We start from the raw sequence: 19,001 nt of genomic DNA, 5'->3' as shown, positions 1-19,001 counted from the left end.
GACTAAGTTTTCCGGGGCTTACTCGTGAAGATATATAAACAATATCATAAGTAATGATACATTATTTGACGTTAAATGTCAAGATATTTTCTTTACTTTTATTTATATTTCTTCAGTTTTTCCGTATTAAAGTTAAAATTAAGAGATACTCTATAATTTATTGTTTTATATTTCTCCCTTAACTTTTTTATAATATTTTATAAATTATTTAATTAGTTCTAATGCTGCTTTTACTCTAGCTGCTACACGTTCTTTACCTAATAATTCTAAACTTGTGTTTAATTCTGGTCCATGCATTGATCCAGTTGAAGCGATACGGATCGGCATAAATAAGTTTTTACCTTTTACACCAGTATCTTTTTGGATTTCTTTAATTAATCCTTTAATATTATCTGCTGTAAATTCTTCAACTGCTGTTACTTTTGTTAAAAAGTCTTCAAATACAGTTGCTGTTGTTTCTTGTTTTAAGATTTCTAATTCTTCTTCATCAAATTTTACATCTTCTACGAAGAATTGTTTTGTTAATTCAACGATTTCAGCACCGTAACTCATTTGTGGTTGATATAATGAGATTAATTTTTCGAACCAAGCTTTGTTACTTTCAACTTCTTCTTGAGTCGCCACACCTTCTTTTACAAAGAATGGTAAAGCTAAATTAACAATTCTTTCTAAAGGTTGTGCTTTAATGTATTGGTTGTTAATCCAAGTTAGTTTATTGTTATCAAAGAATGCTGGTGATTTACTTAAACGTTTTTCATCGAAGATTTTAACAAATTCTTCTTTAGTGAAGATTTCTTGTTCACCTTCTGGAGACCAACCTAATAATGTAATGAAGTTGAATAATGCTTCTGGCAAGTACCCTAAATCATCATATTGTTCAATGAATTGAATAATTGTTTCATCGCGTTTAGATAATTTTTTCTTGTTTTCATTTACAATTAGAGTCATGTGTCCGAATCTTGGTGCTTCGAATCCTAATGCTTCATATACAACAAGTTGTTTTGGTGTATTTGATACATGATCATCTCCACGCAATACGTGAGAAATTTCCATTAAATGATCATCAATCGCTACTGCAAAATTATATGTAGCAACCCCATCGTTTTTAACGATTACGAAATCACCAAAATCACGTCCTTCGAATGATAATTCACCTTTAACCATGTCATCAAAACTATACGTTCTATCTTGAGGTACACGGATACGAATAGATGGCTTACGTCCTTCTTTTTCAAAAGTTTCTTGCTCTTCTTTAGTAAGGTGTGCATGTTTTCCACTATAACGTGGTGGTAATCCATTAGCAATTTGTTCTTCTCTTTCAGCTTCTAATTCTTCAGCTGTCATGTAACATTTATATGCTTTATCTTCTGCGATAAGTTGTTCAGCATATTTTTGATAAATCTCAATTCTTTCTGATTGACGATATGGTCCGAATTCTTTCTCTTTTCCAATACCTTCATCATAATCTAGACCCAACCAGTCCATGTATTTTAGTTGACTTCTTTCACCTTCTTCTTTATTACGTTTGAAGTCAGTATCTTCTATTCTTAATACAAAATCTCCACCGTAATGTTTTGCAAAAAGGTAATTAAATAATGCAGTTCTTGCATTACCGATATGTAAATTTCCTGTTGGAGATGGTGCATATCTTACTCTTACTTTTGTCATAGTTATCTCCTTTTTCATTATTAAATAAATTATAATACTAAACAATTATATCACAAATTATATTAATATTTCAATTAAAGTTCAACATTTCACTAAGAAAAGCTTGTTTTTTGCCGTAACTTGCCTTGAAAAATTTAATTTTTAATAGATAAATGTACTTTTATTACAATTTTTCTACTCCCTTTTACCAAAAATAGAAAACTAAGCAGCTTATTTATTATTTCAACCACTTAGTTTTCTATATATATTCCAGTGTTTTACTGTTTAATTTCCACTGGGCGTTTTAAGTTTTTTTCTATTAATGTTATCATTTCTTTGATACCAGTTTGATTTAAGTGAACTCTATCCGGTTCAAATAAATCTTTACCACTACTTGCTACAGTGTACCAATCTATTATCGTTACATTAGAATGTTTTTCTTTTGCTTCTTTTAGTGCGGTATTTACCGTTTTTTCCCAAGCTCTTGGAACTTTAATATTCACAAAATAAATATCTGCCTTATCAAAAGCTTTTACAAGATCTTCTATTTGACTTTCTGTAAATGGTCCATTTGTTCCTAATTGGAAAATAATCGCTGAATTTTCATTGTTATATTGCGCATAATCCTTAGCCTCTTCAATCGCAACGTATAATTGACGACCAATTTTTCCATCAATAACAGCTCCTGGATACAACTCTTGGAATTTTTCTCCGATGTCTACAGTTAAAGAATCTCCCATGACAATAACAGAACTATATTTTTTCTCTTCGTTTTGTTTATCATCTTTTTTATCTTTGTTTTCTTTATTATCTTTATTTTCTTGGTTTTGTTTATTATCCTGGTTATTCTCGCCTTTGTTAACATATTGACTTTCTTTATTAGAGTCCATCTCTTTTACAAAAGCTGTAGAAATATAAGGTACGCTCTTACCAAATATTCCCATAACAAATAATATAGATACTACCGTAGCAATACTTGCTACAATTTTTTTTGTTTTCTTTGATTTTTTTACAATTTTTTTATAGATTATACTAACGTAGTTTTTAAATCCTAATTTTCTTATCGGCGTTTCTACTAATGCATAACTGATTATTGCTAAAATAAAAGTTAGAATAACTCTTAATACTACGAAGAAAATATTTGGTTTTCCTATCTCTGATACCGGTGTAGTTAAAACTAATACAGGAAAGTGCCACAAATATAAACTATATGAAATTTTCCCTATGAACACAACAGGCTTAAATGATAATAATTTTGCCATTACCGTATGTTGTTTCCCACTACTAATTATGATTATTATACCTAAGATTGCTACAAGTAAAAATCCTCCTCTATATAACCAAGTATTATATTCAGATGTGTATATCATAATAGTTATTAGAGCCGCAATTGATATTAAAGAAACAACACTATACACAAGGTTTTCTTGTGGTGTTATTTTTGTATTTAATTTATCTATTGGATACAATATTGCACCTACTGCTCCTACAAGAAGTGAAAATGCTCTTGTATCAGTACCGAAATAAATTCTACTAATATTATTTATATCAAATAAGATTATGTGTGCTATTAATGAAACTAAAATTACTCCTAAGATAACATATAGAAAATTTCTATTTAATTTATACGATCCATCTTTTGTTTTTTTCTTACCATTTACTAGTAAAAACAACAGAGGAAAAATCATATAAAATTGTTCTTCAATAGCAAGTGACCATAAATGTTTAAATGGACTTTGTGACCCAAAGCTATCAAAGTAGTCTAATTTATGAAATATATACCACCAGTTACTTGAATATATATACCCAAAAATTGCATCAAGATGGCTTTTTTTCAATAATACTCCATTAAACATGACCATTACTACTAATACTACAGTTATCATAAAGTACACTGCAGGTAGTAAACGTCTTGCTCTTCTTATATAAAAATTATACAAGTTAAGACTTCCCGTTTTCTTATATTCTTTAATAATTAATGAACTGATTAAATATCCCGATAAAACAAAGAATAAATCAACCCCTAAAAATCCACCTGGCAGATAATTTACATCTACATGGTAAATAATAACAGCTAAAACTGCTAATGCCCTCAAGCTATCTATACTTGGAAGATATTTCGATTTATTATTAGTCATTTTTACCTCCTTTAATCTTTGTACATTGCTAGTGCAACTCGTCCTCTTTGCTTATCAACATCTATTACATAAACATCGACAATTTGACCTACACTAAGAACGTCAAGTGGATTCTTTATATAATTTTTACTAATTTTTGAAATATGTACCATCGCATCTTGTTTAAGACCGATGTCTATAAATGCTCCAAATTGCGTAATATTTCTAACAGTTCCAGCTAGTTTAACTCCTATTTGAAGATCATCAATCGTCAGTATATCAGATTTTAACAACGGTTTTGAGAATGATTCACGTTCATCTCTTAATGGTTGTTTTAAGTCTTTGATAATATCCTCAAGAGTCTCTGCACCTATACCTATTTTTTCTGCTAATACTTTCTTATCTACACTTTCTATCTTACTAGCAAACTCTTCTGTACCAACTTCTTTAGTAGACAATTTAAGTTCTTTTAGTAAATTTTCGGCCGCTTTATAACTTTCTGGGTGAATGCCTGTAGCATCAAATATATTTTTACTATCTGGTATTCTAAAGAATCCTACACACTGCTCATATGTTTTTTTACCAAGTCTAGGTACTTTAGCAATTTCTTTAATAGTTTCAATTTTGCCGTTTTCTTGACGATAAGTCACTATATTTTTAGCAATCTGTTTATTAACTCCAGAAACATAAGATAATAATGAAACAGAAGCCGTATTAACATTAACCCCAACTTTATTAACCGCAGTTTCTACTACGAAAGTAAGTTCTTTTTCTAAAAACTTAGGTGTAATATCATGTTGATATTGTCCTACACCTATTGATTTAGGATCTATTTTCACAAGTTCACTTAATGGATCTTGAATACGACGTGCAATAGATACCGCACTTCTTTCTTCTACATTAAAATCAGGAAATTCTTCACGTGCAACTTCACTTGCTGAGTACACACTTGCCCCCGCTTCATTCACAATTACATAATCTATTTTTAATCCCGCTTCTTTTAAGTTTTCTACTACAAATTTCTCTGTTTCTCGAGAGGCCGTTCCATTACCAATAGCAATTAAATTAATATTATGCTTATTAATAAATTTGATTAAATCTTTTTTAGACTTCTCTTGTTTATCTACTGAAGCTGGCTTATGTGGATAAATTACCATTTTATCAATAAAATTACCATATTCATCTACAATCGCCATTTTACAACCAGTTCTAAAGGCTGGATCTATTCCCAGTACTTTTTTATTTTTTAGTGGACTTTGCATTAAAAGTTGCTTTAAGTTTTCTGAGAAAATAACTACTGAGTCTTCTTCTGCTTTTTTCGTTAAATCGCTTCGTATTTCTCTTTCTATAGATGGATAGATTAGTCGTTTCATACTATCAGCTATACACTCTAATAATAAATCACTAATCGCTGTCTGACGATTTCTTGTTAACCCTCTAAGTATATAATTATTTAACCTATCTTTATCATTTTCTATACTAACACGAATTATTCCTTCTTTTTCTGCTCTGTTTAATGCAAGAATTCTATGAGATGCAATTTTTGAAATTTGCTCACCAAATTCATAGTAGTTTTTATACGTTGCATTTTCGTCTTTTTCTTCTCCACCTTTTTTAAGTATAGAAGTAATTTGACCAAACTTTCTAGTATTTTCTAATACATATTCACGATATTTTGCACTATCAGAAATATTTTCTGCAATAACATCTAATGCATAGTTGATAGCTTCTTCGACACTATTAACTTCTTTTTCTGCATTTATGTACTTAGCAGCTTCTTTATTTAAATCATCTAACGATTTAGGAAGTTTCAGAATATAATTAGCTAGTTTTTCTAAACCTTTTTCTTTAGCTATCGTTGCCTTAGTACGTTTTTTTTCTTTAAATGGGCGGTATAAATCCTCTACCCTTTGTAGCTTTTCTTGTGCTAAAATATCTTTTTTTAATTCCTCAGTAAGTAGACCTTTTTCTGAAATTAATCTAATTACTTCTTCTTTTCTTTCTTCTAGTGATTTTAAATAATTAAACTCATCTTGAATTTGCTTAATGGCAACTTCATCTAAAGAATTTGTCAATTCTTTTCGATATCTGGCTATAAATGCGATTGTATTTCCCTCTTCTAATAAGCTCAATACGTTTACTATATACTTATCTTGTATTTTTAACCTAGTTGCCAAATTTTTTGTAATTTTTTCGTACATACTATAACTCCATTTTATTTCTATAATAAATTCTTGGAACACGTTTATTTATACAACAAAGTATCTCATAACTTATTGTATCTTGGTAAGTTGCAAAATCATCTACTGAAATCTCCTGACCATTATACTCGCCAAAAAATAAAACATCGTCCCCTACTTTTATATTTTCACTACAACGCACCATAAGTTGATCCATGCAAACACGTCCTACTATTTCACAGTCTTCTGTTCCTACTTTTATCTTAAAACCTTGCGCTCTCCTTAGAATACCATCTGCATAGCCAATAGGGACTGTTGCTATATATTCGTCTTGTTTGGCTTCGTAACTAACTCCATACCCTAGCTTTTCTCCCTTTAAAAACTTCTTAACGTGAGATACCTTACTTATTAATGTAGCTACTGGTTCTAATTTAACCTTATCTAATTCTTCTATATTTTCACTAGGATAACACCCGTATAATGTAATTCCTAGCCTAGTCATATTATACTGATCTTTTCTATCACTATATTTTACTGTACTAGCTGAATTCCCAATATGAATGTATTTTGGTTTATTTTTAAACAGTTTTATACTATCATCAAATTTCTTAGTTTGATAATCATCATAAATATCATCTATACCATCAGCATTTGAATAATGCGAGAAAATCCCTTCAAAGTCAATTTTTTCTGATGTTAGTAAATTATCTATACTTAGTAATTCTTCTTTATCAGAAATACCAATTCTTCCCATTCCCGTATCAATTTTAACGTGAATTTTTAAATTTCCTTCAACGTCTTTCATTTCAGATAAGCATTCTTCTAACCATGCTTTAGATGGACAAGTTAGAGAAATATTACTTTCAATTGCGTATTTTATATTTTTAGGATTTGTGACACCTAATACAAGTACCATACTATCTTGAATTACTTCTTTTAGTTCTAGCGCCTCTTCTAATGTCGCTGTAGCAAAATGCCTAACTCCATTTTGATAAAGATGATTGGCAATTACTTTAGCTCCTAATCCATATGAATCAGCTTTAACTATTGCTAAACCGATTTTATTATTATTAAGTTCATTCAACTTATTATAATTATTCAGCAAAGCATCCAAGTTCACTCTTAATTGAGTCGGTCTATCATTAATCATCAATCTTGTCCCCTTTTTCTAAAATAACAAATGCCACGACCGTTGTATCAGTATGGCTTATAGTAAGATGAGTTATAAAGTCTTTATATTCTATGAAAGGTTTTCCTTTATCGTCTTTTTTTACTTCTACATCATGAAAAGAAAACTCTTTAGAAATCCCAACTCCTAGTGCTTTTGAAGTAGCTTCTTTAACTGCAAAGCGTCCAGCTAGAAATTCCATTTTCCTTCTATGATTTGTTATTTTATAAAATTCATTTAATTCATTTTCTGTATATAATTTTTCAAGCCGTTTTTTATCATCAACATATTTTTCAAAGCGATGAATATCGACGATATCACAACCGATTCCGTAAATCATTTTTTACCTCTTCATTATATAGTCTTACATTATTATATCACTAATATAGATTTTATGAAAGAAATATTAGCTTGATATTCACCTTTATTATTTACATAAACAAGTATATTTAGATTCTTCTATGTAAATTAGTAATCAAATATATGTTCCATAAAGTTTCAAGAATACAACAAAAAGATTGCCACTTTTCATGACAATCTTTTATCATTTATTAATCTCTATTGCTACTATTTAGTAAAATGAAAATAAATCTTAACAGTTCCATTAAAGCTACAACTGCGGCTGCGACATAAGTTAAAGCTGCTGCTGTTAGAACTTTTCGACAGTGTCTATGTTCTTGATCATCTACAATGTTTAAATCAACTACTTGCTCTAAAGCTCGTTTTGACGCATCGAACTCAACTGGCAATGTTACTACTTGGAATAGTACTGCAAATAGCATTAATCCTACTCCAATCCAAGCAATTGTATAACCATATTGTCCAATTAAGCCCGTTAATAAGAATCCTGCCATAATAAGAATTGTTGATAGATTTCCACCAAGATTAGCTAATGGAACTAACGAGTGTCTCCATCTCATCGGTTTATAATCTGCTACTTTATCTTGAATAACATGTCCAACCTCGTGAGCTGCTATCGCTACTGATGCAACTGTCGGTTGATCATGAACTATAGGCGAAAGTACTACTATATTATTAGTTGGATCGTAATGATCTGATAATTCAACCTCACCTCTTACTACCTTAACACCTGTAATTCCATTTGCTTGCATTATAATTTCTGCAACTTCTTTTCCAGTTAAACCTGATTTTGTTCTTACTTTTTTATATCTTTCGTATGTTCTTTTTACTTTAAATTGCGCCCATAAAGGAATCAACATAATTAGTAAAAAGTAAATTATATAACTTCCTGACATTCCATAATATCCTAATGGCATATAGATTACCTCCTAATTAGTAAAGTATATAAGAAGAATTATACCATGTTCTAAAATTATTTGCTAGTATTTTGACTAAATTTTACCTTTAATAATTCTTGTTTTTTTATTTTCATGACTTTACATATACTTTTCGGTATTTTTCATGATATTTCAGTTTCTATACTCTTATTTCCAATAAAATAATACGATCCAAAAGTAAATTCACTTCTAGATCGTACTATAAAATTTAACTTTTATTAGTTTCTTTGACGTGCTAATAGCTTAATAGGCGTTCCTTCAAAATTGAATGAATCACGAATTCTATTCTCTAAAAACCTCTCATAAGAGAAATGCATAAGCTCCGGATAATTTACAAAGAACACGAATGTTGGTGGATTAATAGCAACTTGAGACGCATAGAAAATATTAAGCCTCTTACCTTTATCTTGCGGTGTTGGATTCATCGCAACTGCATCAACAACAATCTCATTAAGTGTAGAACTTTGAATACGTCGTTGTCTATTTTCATATGATTCTTTAATTAATGGGAAGATATTAAACACACGCTGTTTAGTTTTTGCAGAAACATATATAATTTTTGCATAATCTAAGTACGCAAAACTATCACGAATTTTTTCATCAAACTCTTTCATAGTTTTATCGTCTTTTGCGATTGCATCCCATTTATTTACAACTATAATGACCCCTTTACCAGATTCATGTGCATATCCAGCCACTTTCTTATCTTGTTCAATAATACCTTCTTCGGCATTAAGAACAACTAAGACGACATCTGAACGTTCGATTGCTTTTAGTGAACGTAATACAGAATATTTTTCACAGCTTTCATATACTTTACCACGTTTTCTAATACCTGCTGTATCAATTACAACGTACTCATCTCCATTGTGTCTGAAATCAGTATCGATTGCATCACGCGTAGTTCCAGCAATATCAGATGCAATAACACGCTCTTCACCTAAAATAGTATTAATTAAACTAGACTTACCGACATTTGGTCGTCCAATAAGAGAGAATCTGATTTTTTCATCTTCTTCCTCTTCATCAAGTACCTTAAAGTTTTTACAAACTTCATCTAATAAATCTCCAATACCTAATCCATGAGAACCTGAAATTGGGAATGGATCTCCAAATCCTAGTGAATAGAAATCATAAATCATATGATTCATATCGAAATTATCAATTTTATTTACTGCAAGCACGACTGGTTTGTCTGTTTTATATAATAACTTAGCAACTTCCTCATCATCACTAGTTACTCCATCACGACCATTTGTTAAGAAAATTATAACATCAGCTTCATCGATTGCTAGCTCTGCTTGTGCTCTAATTTGTTTTTGGAACGGAGTATCTTCCAACTCGATTCCTCCTGTATCTATCATAAAGAATGAATAATTTAACCATTCTGCTTTTGAATAAATTCTATCACGAGTTACACCTGCTACATCTTCAACAATAGAAAGTCTATCACCAATAATCTTATTAAAGATTGTAGATTTACCGACATTCGGTCTACCAATAATCGCAACTGTTGGTTTTGCCATGTTTTTACCTCCATATCTATATATTTTCTCTTGAATTACTAAAGTTCTATTAAAAGGGAGCGACTTAAAAATCGTGATTTCTTAAGAAACAAGATTTTGTCGAGTCAGCCCCGCACAGTTTATTAGATACTTAAAAAGCTTTTATAAAGCGAATTTAGATATCAATAAATCACTGCGTCTATGAGTTTTCATATGAACTTTGTTGAATTTTAGGACTTTTGAGTCAGCCCCTTAGTGCTTTCAACTTCCACTAATACCTAAAAAATAAAAGCAATAGACAAGCCTATCTACTGCCTTTATTTCTTTATTTTTTCAAATTAAAGTTCGATATCTTTAAATTTGTCCCCTAAGCTAAATGAAGTATCTTCATCTTTTAAGTAAGAAGTATCGTACTCAGCTTCTTCCTTAACTTCTTCTTTAACTGGTTTTTCTAATAATTCTTTAATTGATAAAGATAGTCTTTCTGTTTCAAAATCAAATTCTAAAACTTTAACTGTAACTTTATCTCCTTTTTTAAGAACGTCTTCTACTTTTGTCACTCTGTCGTGAGAAATTTGAGAAATATGTACTAATCCTTCTACATCAGGTAATACTTCCACAAAAGCTCCGAATGCTGTTGTATTACGAACAACACCTTCTAATACATCACCAGTTTTGATTGTAGCACGAGCAACTTCCCATTGTGTTGGTAATAATGTTTTTGCAGAAAGTGAAACTTTTTCATTTTCTTTGTCAACAGCGATAACTGCAACTTTAACAGTATCTCCAACTGATAGAACATCAGAAACTTTTTCTACACGAGCATGAGAAATTTCTGAGATGTGTAATAATCCATCAACTTCACCAATGTTAACGAATGCTCCAAAGTCAGTAATACGACTAACTTTACCTTCGATTACGTCACCTTCATTAATGTTTCCATAAACTTCTGCTAACTTTTTAGCTTTTTCTTCTTCTAAAATAACGCGTCTGTTTAAGATAATTTTGTTTTTAGCTTTATCTACTTCTTCGATTTTGAATGTGTATTCATTTCCTACAAATTTAGATAAGTCTTTTCTGAATTTAGTGTCAATATATGAACCAGGAATAAATGCACGTAATCCTTCTACATCAGCTAATAATCCACCTTTAGTTTGTCCAGAAACTGTTGCTTGAATTAATTCACCGTTTTCGAATTTTTCGATTAGTCCAGTCCATGATAGTTCTACTAATTTTTTATATTCAGCGTTTTCTAAAATTTTGTGTGATAAATAGATTACACCTGGAACATCTTCTGATCTTTTTTCACGATCGGCTCTAATTCCTGTTACTTGAGCTTCTATTTCGTCACCAACAGATAACACTTCTTCAATATTTTCAAATGGTTTTCTTGTGATTTGGTTACGTAAGATTACACAGTCATATTGTGCTCCTGCAACATCTACGTATACTTTATCATTATCTATTTTAGATACTGTACCAGTTACTTTATCTCCTTTTTTCAGCATTTCTGAGCTATTTAATAATTCCTCAAATGAAGTTGTCATTACTTCTAATCCTCCTGTGCTTACAATACATACTATATTAATATTATACATCAAAAATACAGTTATGTCATTTATTTTATGTTAATTTTTTAATTCTTTTTTTATTTCATCAAGTAATTTTGCTTCTTCTTTACTTAATTCATAATTTTCCAGTAAATCCGGACGCCTAGTCAGTGTTCTTCGTAAACTCTCTTTTTTTCTATAAATTTCTATATTTTTATGATGTCCACTAGTTAAAACATCAGGAACTAACATTCCCTTATAATCTTTCGGTCTTGTGTATTGCGGATATTCCAAAAGACCTGTTGAAAATGAATCATCTTTGTGAGATTCTTCTTTTCCTAGTACATCTGGAACAAGTCTTGCTATACTATCAACCATTGTCATGGCTGCGAACTCTCCACCAGTTAAAATAAAATCTCCGATAGACAATTCATCAGTTACTAAAAATTCTCTAATTCTTTCATCATAGCCTTCATAGTGCCCACATATAAAAATTAAATGATCCTCTTGCGATAATTCTTCTGCTTTTTTTTGACTAAATCGTTCCCCTTGTGGACACAATAGTATAATGCGTGTTTTATTCGTTTTATCTAAACTTTCAACAGCGTTAAATATCGGTTCTGGTTTCAATACCATTCCTTGACCACCACCGAATGGATAGTCATCTACTTGGTTATGTTTATTACCAGAAAATTTTCGATAATCGACTATATTTATGTCTAATAAGTTATTGTCTTTTGCTTTTCCTAATATTGAATGATTTAGCGAATCGAACATATCTGGAAACAATGTAAGTATATCAATTTTCATTAGTCGATTAATCCTTCCATAACTTCAATGTCGATTCTTTTATTTGTAACATCTATTCTCTTAACTACATCTTCAATATAAGGTATTAAAATTTCTTTCCCATTTTGAGATTTTATAACCCAAACATCATTTGCACCAGGTGTAAGAATTTCAACAATTTCTCCTAATGTTTTTTCGTTTTCATCAAAGACTTCACATCCGATGATTTCATGGAAATAAAATTCGTTTTCTTCTAATTCTCCAATATTCTCAGAATCAATTTTAATTTGTAAATTTTTAAATTTTTCCGCTTCTTCTATTGTGTCAATTCCTTCAAATTTTACTAAAAGATTATTTTTATGCGTTCTGTAACTTTCTACAACTACTTCCTTTACAACTTGATTCCCTCTAGTTATTAATAATTCACTACCCTTTTTAAAACGTTGTTCTTCAAAATCTGTAGATGAAATAACCTTCACCTCTCCTTTTAAAGAATGAGTATTAACTATTTTTCCTACTTTTAAGCGCATTTATGTCTCCTTGATCTTATATTTTTATTTTTTTACTCTCATTCGTATGAAATAAGATATATTTTCAATAATAATTATCGATAACGATAATCCAATTAATAATGTAGATATTCTGTTCCAATTTCTATATTCTATATTATTTACAAGCAAATGTCCAATTCCACCTGCACCTACCATACCTAGAATAGTTGAGTTCTTAATGTTTGCTTCAAATCTGTATAGTACAATAGTTACAAACTCAGGAAAATATCCGTTAAATATTATTTTCACATAACTAACAAAACTTCCGAGTCCTAAACTTTTAGTCATTAGCAGTACATTATTATTAATTCCCTCTAATACCTCATTATACATTTTCGTCATCACACCTACTGTGTAAATATATAACGCAAAAAAGCTACTAATAGCTCCCGGGCCAAATCCTCTAAAGAAAATCAATGCCACAATAATAGGTGGGAACGTTCTTAGTATATTTATAAAAACCTTCATGCTTAGCGCTTTATATTTTCCAAAAAGGTTTACTGATGATAAATACGATGTAAATATAGCTGTTATAGCTGCAAATATCGTTGCACTAAACGCAATTTCTATACTCACTAATAACTCACTCAACATCTTAGGTGCATACGCTAAATCAGGGTTTATTATACCATTTCCTAGCACCTTTAGTTGTTTTAGACCTATAAAAAATCTTTCTTGCGTTATAGTTATGAACTTAGTAACATAAACAATACTTCCCAACACAACTAAAGGAATAGCAACTTTTACTACATTCTTTCTAAAAATAAATCTTTCAAATGTTAATTGTGACGCATTTTGTAAATTTCTAAAATAATAACTTATAAGATCAATAATAAATATCAAAATAACCAACGTAATGACAATAATAGAAACTCTATCATATCTTAAGTGATTTAATTCTTGCCATAATCTTTGACCAATTCCACCTGCTCCAACTAATCCTAAAACACTAGCTCCACGAATACTCGATTCTAATGTTAGAAAATAAACAGAAATTACCTGCGGTTTTAAATTAGATAAAATTGCATTTTTATAAATAACAAACTTCGAACTACCTAATGATTCCATAGCTTCAAGTTGTTTAAGTTCCACTTCTTCAGCATACTCTTTTAACAATTTTGCCGCTGTTAGTAAATTAATTAAATATATACTTACAAAGCCGCTAAACACACCTGTACTAAAAAGACTAACTAAAATAGCAGCGATAATCAGAAATGGCATCGTTCTAAATACTGAAAAAACTGCACTAAAAACCTTAGGTATAATTTTCAATCTAAATAATACATTAGTCAATATAGGCAACAACAATAAAGCTGTGCATAATGCTAAGATAGATGAAAATAAAGCAATATTTATTGTTTCTACTATCGGTTGTTTTAATTCAGGTAAAATTGAAAAATCAATAGGATACATTCTCCCAAGTAAATTATGTATTCTTTTGAACCCTACTGAAAATGTTTTTGTATCATATTCCTTATAAGCAATATTAAGTACAAATACTACAAATCCAACTGATAATAATTTGGTAATATATTTTCTAACTATAAAGTTCTTCAAATTCATCTTTCGTCACCTTATCAGAGTCTTTATAAAATAAAACTTTTCCGTCTTTCAATCCTAAAATTTTCGTACTATATTTCTTTGCAAGATTAACATCATGTAGATTTATTAAAACTGTTATTTCATTTTGTTCATTTAATCTTTTAAAGGTATCCATTATAAGCGTAGTATTTTTCTCATCTAAACTACTGACAGGTTCATCAGCTAATAGCAATTTTGGATCTTGAGCCAAAGCTTTAGCTATAGCCACTCTTTGCTTTTGCCCTCCTGATAAGTATTTTGATTTCTTAAAAGCTTCCTCTTCCAATCCTACTTGTCTTAAGTAACCAACACCCTCTTCATATTCTTCTTTAGTGTAACCAAGGAATAATCCTGCAATTGATTTTTTTACCAAATAAGGCGTCAAAACATTTTCTACAGTATATAAATTATCTAAAACATTATAATCTTGGAAAATAAACGCTATTTCCCTACGAATCATTTTCAACTTTTTCTTATTAAAATTAATTATGTTTTCCCCAGATATATTAATTTCCCCTGAGTTAGGTTTGTTTAATAAATTTAAACAACGTAACAAAGTAGATTTACCAGCACCACTCTTGCCTACTATAGCAACAAATTCCCCCTTTGGAACATCAAAAGAAATATCATTAAGCACATTAGACGTCCCGTAGTTAAAAACTAAATTTTTAATTTCTAACTTTTCATTTTTCACAATATCACCTCATCAATTTATTCCTACTTATAGTATAGACTAAAATTATTTACTTAGTAAAATTTTATAATTACTATTATATCACTTAAACTAGAAATTTTCAGTATTTTAATGTTACAATTTGTTTAATATTTAACGAATTCTCACTAATTGTCTAGTTTTATAAAAACAACAAACTCGCCTATATAAATAGACGAGTACGTAATCATTATTTAATAAAAGCTGTGATTTCTTCAACTGATAAGCTAGAATCACAAACTACTTTAACTTCTCCAGCTTCCGCTACTAATAAACCTGGTACAGTTCTTACTGAGTATTTATCACGTAATGATTCAATACCAGCTGCATCAGAAAAATTCTGAGAGTCAATAAAGAAAGCCTCTACTTTATTAGACACTACAACATCACTTAATTTTGGCATGAATTTTCTACAAAATGGGCATGAAGATCTCCCAATAAACAATACAAATTTCTCTTTTGAATCAATTTTTTCAAAAGCAGTTTTTGAATCAATTACTTTAAAATTTTCTAGATATTCTTCAAATGTTTTTTCCATGTTTTTTATCTCCTAATATTTTATAGATATTATTCTACTCCTCTTTTATAAATTATGCTAATTTTTTGCTTATGAAAATTCAAATTTTAAAATGGCGTTTTTCCGTGCTGTGAATTTATTATATAACCGAAGATTATAAGCCAAAATTTGGAGCAGGATTGTATCCTACTCCAAATTCTTTTTTATTATGCTATAGGCTATCGATTTCTAATAGTTAGTTAACGATTATTTTTCTTTACGGCGTCTTGCTGCAAGTAATCCACCTAACATTGCTAATCCTAACCCTGCTAATCCTACACCACTAGTGCTATCTAATCCCGTATGAGCTAATGCTCCTTGGATTCCTCCTTTAGCATCTTCTTTGCTTGCATTATTGTCACCTGCGTTTGCTGCTCCTGCGTCACTTCCGTTACCTGAGTTTGCATTATCATCTAATCTTCCAGTATTACCGCCGTTATCTTGATCTGGTGTTGATTCTGGAGTATATTCTGGTTTTTCGTGAATTGCAGGTTCAGTTTTCGCAGATTGTTGAACTGTATCTTTTCCTAGAATTGTCGCTACTGATCCATCTGGGAATGTAATTGTTGCTGTTCCATCTCCCGCTACTTCGATTGTAACTCCATCTAAAGCTGAACCGTTCGCTTGTAAAATAGCAACCTTAACTTTTTCTTTTTCTTCATCTGTTAAGTGTGTTATATCTTTCACATCTACTCTTTGAGCTGGTGCTTTAACAGTTGTTTTTTCAGCGTCTGTTTTATTGCTATCTTGTGCTTTTGGATCTTGTGCTACTAATCTTGTTCCTGGAATTGTAATAGCTGAACCATCTGGGAAGACGATTGTCGCTGTTCCATCTCCTGCTACTTCAACTTTAACATCACTTCCGAATCCGTTAGCTTCTACTACAGCTTTTCTAACAGCTTCTTTTTCTTCATCTGTTAATCTTGTAGCTTCTGCTACTTTTGTAGGATTGGCTGGGATGATTACTTTTGTTTTCTCAGCGATTGTTGGTTGGTCTGGTGTTGCAACTTCTTCTTTTTGAATCACTAGACTTGTTCCTGATATTGTGTTTACTGAACCGTCGCCATATGTTAATGTCGCTGTTCCGTCTTTAGATACTGTTACTGTCGCTGCTGGGTTTGCTGCTTGTACTTTCGCTGTTACTGCTGCTTGCTCTTCTGGTGTTAAGCTGTGAGTATTTCCTACTTCTGTAGTTGCTGGCACCACAGCTGGATTTTGTACAGCTTGTGTTGCAGCTTCTTTTTCAGTATCTTTGGCTACTACTAGACTTGTTCCTGGAATTGTGTTTACTGATCCATCTGAATATGTTAATGTCGCTGTTCCGTCTTTAGATACCTTAACATCTGTAGCAGTTGGGTTGGCTTGTTTCACTTTAGTTGCTACTGCAGATTGTTCTGCCGGTGTTAAGCTGTGAGTATTTTCAACAGGTGTTAAACGTCCTGGCACTTGTGCTGGGTTTTTCTCTGCTTCTGTTTTAACTTTTGGAATAGTTTGTTTACTTCCTTTTTCAACAAGTTTATCACCTGTTATTGTGTCTACAGATTTATCTGGATATGTAATTACCACTGTTCCATCTGGTCTTACTTCTACTGTAGTTCCTGCTGGGAATTTATTCGCATCTTCTACCGCTTTTTTAACCGCAGCCTGTTCTTCAGGTGTTAACTTCGTAGTGTTTCCTACTTGTGTTTTTCCTGGGATAACTGGCTCTGTTCTTGACGCAATTGTACCTTCATCTTTTTTAGCTGGTGCTACTAATTTATCTTTAGAAATAGTATCGCTTGAACCGTCTTTATATGTGATTACCGCTGTTCCATCTGGTTTAACATCTACTGTAGTTCCATCTGGGAATGTATTCACACCTTCAATATTTTGACGAACTTTTTCTTTTTCTTCGTCAGAAAGTTTCGTTGGATTTTTCACTTCTACTTTGTTTTCTGGAACTTTAGGTTCAAATTTAGATGCGATAGATCCCTCTGGTTGAACTTCATTTATTTTCTTAATACCATTGTCTTTAGCTGCATCGATTTCATCTTTAGATTGACCTTTATTGATGTCTTCTATAGCTTTGTCTTTTGCTTTATTAATAGCGTCGATAGCTTTTTGTTTTTCTTCATCTGATACATCTTTGTTGTTCTTGATTTCGTTTATGCGTTTTTGCGCTTCTTCTAGCACTTCAGCTTTTGCTTTCGCTTTTTCTTCATCAAGGTTTGTTACATCTGGTTTCTTAACTTCCGTATCTGCTTTTGGATTATATTTTTCAATATTTTCTTTAGCTTCATCTGCGATTTGTTTAGCTGTTCCTGCTGATGACGCTTCGTCAATAGCTTTTTTAGCATCTTCTTTCGCTTTATTGATTGCTTCTTCAGCTTTTTGTTTTTGCTCGGCTGTTAAGTCTTTATCTTTCTTGATTTCATCAAGTTTTTTCTTAGCAGCTTCTTCTACTTGTTTTTTAGCATCTTCTTTCGCTTTAGCAAGATCGTTATCTTTATCGGCTTTTTCTAATGACTCAACTACTTCAACTGGTACTTTTACAGTTACTTTTGTACCATCAGCTAGTGTTACTTCCACTTCTGCTTCTTTAGTTCCTGTTTCTGTTGTAGTTGGTTTAGAAGTGATTTTCGCTGTTACTCCATCAGCTAGTGCTAATTGTTTTAGAATTTCTTCGTCTGTTAAATCTTTGCCTTTTTCAACAGTTGCTTTTCCTGAGACTAAAGCAGTTTGTAAGTCTAACTCTGCTTTGAAGATACTTGTTGATTTACCTTTAGACGTTTGTGGATTATAAACATCTGCGATTGCTTTTTTACCTTCTTCTGTTGCTTTCGCTATTTCTTCAGGTGTTTTCGCATTATTAATCTTATCTTCTGCAGCTTTCTTAACTTCATCTACTTTAGCTTTCAAATCTTCTTTTTCTTTATCAGTTAAAGTTGTATCTCCGCCAATTTCACCTTTTTCAGTGTTAGCTGCGTCTGTTAAATCAGCTTTTGCTTTTTCCAGCTCTGTTTGGTGCACTGCATCGATTGCTTTTTTACCTTCTTCTGTTGCTTTTGCTACTGCGTCAGTTGTTTGTGCTTTATCGATATTTGCTTCTTGTTCTTTCTTAACTTTATCTACTTCTGCTTTCTTGTCTGCTTTTTGTTGATCTGTTAAGTTTTTGTCTGCGTCAATTTCTGCTTTTTCTTTGTTAGCTGCTGCTGTTAAGTCTGATTTCGCTTGCTCTTTTGCTTTGTCTAACTCTGTTTTGTGCACTGCATCGATTGCTTTCTTACCTGCTTCTGTTGCTTTTGCTACTTCATCAGTTGTTTGTGCTTTATCGATATTTGCTTCTTGTTCTTTCTTAACTTTATCTA

The 19,001-nt window shown here is 31.2% G+C and carries 13 protein-coding genes and 1 pseudogene; all 14 read right to left on the bottom strand.

Annotation, left to right across the window (positions count from 1 at the left end):
- Nucleotides 1–204: 204 nt before the first annotated feature.
- Entirely contained in the window at nt 205–1,668 is a 1,464-nt protein-coding gene (gltX, locus tag RWS90_RS05945) for a glutamate--tRNA ligase (RefSeq protein ID WP_314549533.1), read from the bottom strand.
- A 257-nt stretch (nt 1,669–1,925) separates the two neighbouring features.
- Nucleotides 1,926–3,785, bottom strand: coding sequence for an acyltransferase family protein (locus RWS90_RS05940; protein ID WP_314549530.1), 1,860 nt, complete (start codon nt 3,783–3,785; stop codon nt 1,926–1,928).
- An 11-nt stretch (nt 3,786–3,796) separates the two neighbouring features.
- Nucleotides 3,797–5,965, bottom strand: a complete 2,169-nt coding sequence (locus RWS90_RS05935) for a Tex family protein (protein ID WP_314549529.1) — start codon at nt 5,963–5,965, stop codon at nt 3,797–3,799.
- Nucleotide 5,966: 1 nt separating this feature from the next.
- Nucleotides 5,967–7,094: an alanine racemase gene (gene alr / locus RWS90_RS05930; RefSeq protein WP_314549527.1), complete on the bottom strand. Its 1,128-nt coding sequence runs from the start codon at nt 7,092–7,094 to the stop codon at nt 5,967–5,969.
- Nucleotides 7,087–7,452: a holo-ACP synthase gene (gene acpS / locus RWS90_RS05925; protein WP_314549526.1), complete on the bottom strand. Its 366-nt coding sequence runs from the start codon at nt 7,450–7,452 to the stop codon at nt 7,087–7,089. Before acpS ends, alr begins: the two co-directional genes overlap by 8 nt.
- Nucleotides 7,453–7,663: 211 nt before the next feature.
- Nucleotides 7,664–8,389: a zinc metallopeptidase gene (locus RWS90_RS05920; protein ID WP_399541559.1), complete on the bottom strand. Its 726-nt coding sequence runs from the start codon at nt 8,387–8,389 to the stop codon at nt 7,664–7,666.
- 239 nt (nt 8,390–8,628) lie between these two features.
- On the bottom strand, nt 8,629–9,936 hold the full coding sequence (der, locus tag RWS90_RS05915) for a ribosome biogenesis GTPase Der (RefSeq protein ID WP_314084153.1): 1,308 nt from the start codon (nt 9,934–9,936) through the stop codon (nt 8,629–8,631).
- 317 nt (nt 9,937–10,253) lie between these two features.
- On the bottom strand, nt 10,254–11,462 hold the full coding sequence (gene rpsA, locus RWS90_RS05910) for a 30S ribosomal protein S1 (RefSeq protein WP_314549523.1): 1,209 nt from the start codon (nt 11,460–11,462) through the stop codon (nt 10,254–10,256).
- An 81-nt stretch (nt 11,463–11,543) separates the two neighbouring features.
- Complete coding sequence (trmD, locus tag RWS90_RS05905; protein ID WP_314549521.1) at nt 11,544–12,275, bottom strand: tRNA (guanosine(37)-N1)-methyltransferase TrmD; 732 nt, start codon at nt 12,273–12,275, stop codon at nt 11,544–11,546.
- Entirely contained in the window at nt 12,275–12,784 is a 510-nt protein-coding gene (rimM, locus tag RWS90_RS05900; protein WP_314549519.1) for a ribosome maturation factor RimM, read from the bottom strand. Before rimM ends, trmD begins: the two co-directional genes overlap by 1 nt.
- A 24-nt stretch (nt 12,785–12,808) precedes the next feature.
- Nucleotides 12,809–14,368 carry an ABC transporter permease subunit gene (locus RWS90_RS05895; protein WP_314549518.1) on the bottom strand — a complete coding sequence of 520 codons (1,560 nt, stop codon included), beginning with the start codon at nt 14,366–14,368 and terminating at the stop codon, nt 12,809–12,811.
- A complete protein-coding gene (gene phnC / locus RWS90_RS05890; protein WP_314549514.1) occupies nt 14,343–15,080 on the bottom strand; it encodes a phosphonate ABC transporter ATP-binding protein in 738 nt (245 codons plus the stop codon). The genes RWS90_RS05895 and phnC overlap by 26 nt, the downstream gene beginning before the upstream one ends.
- A gap of 208 nt (nt 15,081–15,288) precedes the next feature.
- Nucleotides 15,289–15,636 carry a thioredoxin gene (locus tag RWS90_RS05885; protein ID WP_314549513.1) on the bottom strand — a complete coding sequence of 116 codons (348 nt, stop codon included), beginning with the start codon at nt 15,634–15,636 and terminating at the stop codon, nt 15,289–15,291.
- Between the two features lie 351 nt (nt 15,637–15,987).
- Nucleotides 15,988–19,001, bottom strand: a pseudogene (locus RWS90_RS05880) (DUF1542 domain-containing protein); the annotation flags it as partial.

The sequence above is a fragment of the uncultured Gemella sp. genome (genome assembly GCF_963529685.1).
Taxonomy (GTDB): Bacteria; Bacillota; Bacilli; order Staphylococcales; family Gemellaceae; genus Gemella.
This window is presented reverse-complemented; position numbering and strand designations above follow the sequence as displayed.

Bases quoted from the DNA above. Each gene is read 5' to 3' on its own strand.
- rpsA (WP_314549523.1), bottom strand. From the start codon at position 11,462: ATGACAACTTCATTTGAGGAATTATTAAATAGCTCAGAAATGCTGAAA.
- RWS90_RS05940 (WP_314549530.1), bottom strand. From the start codon at position 3,785: ATGACTAATAATAAATCGAAATATCTTCCAAGTATAGATAGCTTGAGG.
- RWS90_RS05920 (WP_399541559.1), bottom strand. From the start codon at position 8,389: ATGCCATTAGGATATTATGGAATGTCAGGAAGTTATATAATTTACTTT.
- acpS (WP_314549526.1), bottom strand. From the start codon at position 7,452: ATGATTTACGGAATCGGTTGTGATATCGTCGATATTCATCGCTTTGAA.
- RWS90_RS05935 (WP_314549529.1), bottom strand. From the start codon at position 5,965: ATGTACGAAAAAATTACAAAAAATTTGGCAACTAGGTTAAAAATACAA.
- RWS90_RS05895 (WP_314549518.1), bottom strand. From the start codon at position 14,368: ATGAATTTGAAGAACTTTATAGTTAGAAAATATATTACCAAATTATTA.
- gltX (WP_314549533.1), bottom strand. From the start codon at position 1,668: ATGACAAAAGTAAGAGTAAGATATGCACCATCTCCAACAGGAAATTTA.
- der (WP_314084153.1), bottom strand. From the start codon at position 9,936: ATGGCAAAACCAACAGTTGCGATTATTGGTAGACCGAATGTCGGTAAA.
- RWS90_RS05885 (WP_314549513.1), bottom strand. From the start codon at position 15,636: ATGGAAAAAACATTTGAAGAATATCTAGAAAATTTTAAAGTAATTGAT.
- trmD (WP_314549521.1), bottom strand. From the start codon at position 12,275: ATGAAAATTGATATACTTACATTGTTTCCAGATATGTTCGATTCGCTA.
- alr (WP_314549527.1), bottom strand. From the start codon at position 7,094: ATGATTAATGATAGACCGACTCAATTAAGAGTGAACTTGGATGCTTTG.
- rimM (WP_314549519.1), bottom strand. From the start codon at position 12,784: ATGCGCTTAAAAGTAGGAAAAATAGTTAATACTCATTCTTTAAAAGGA.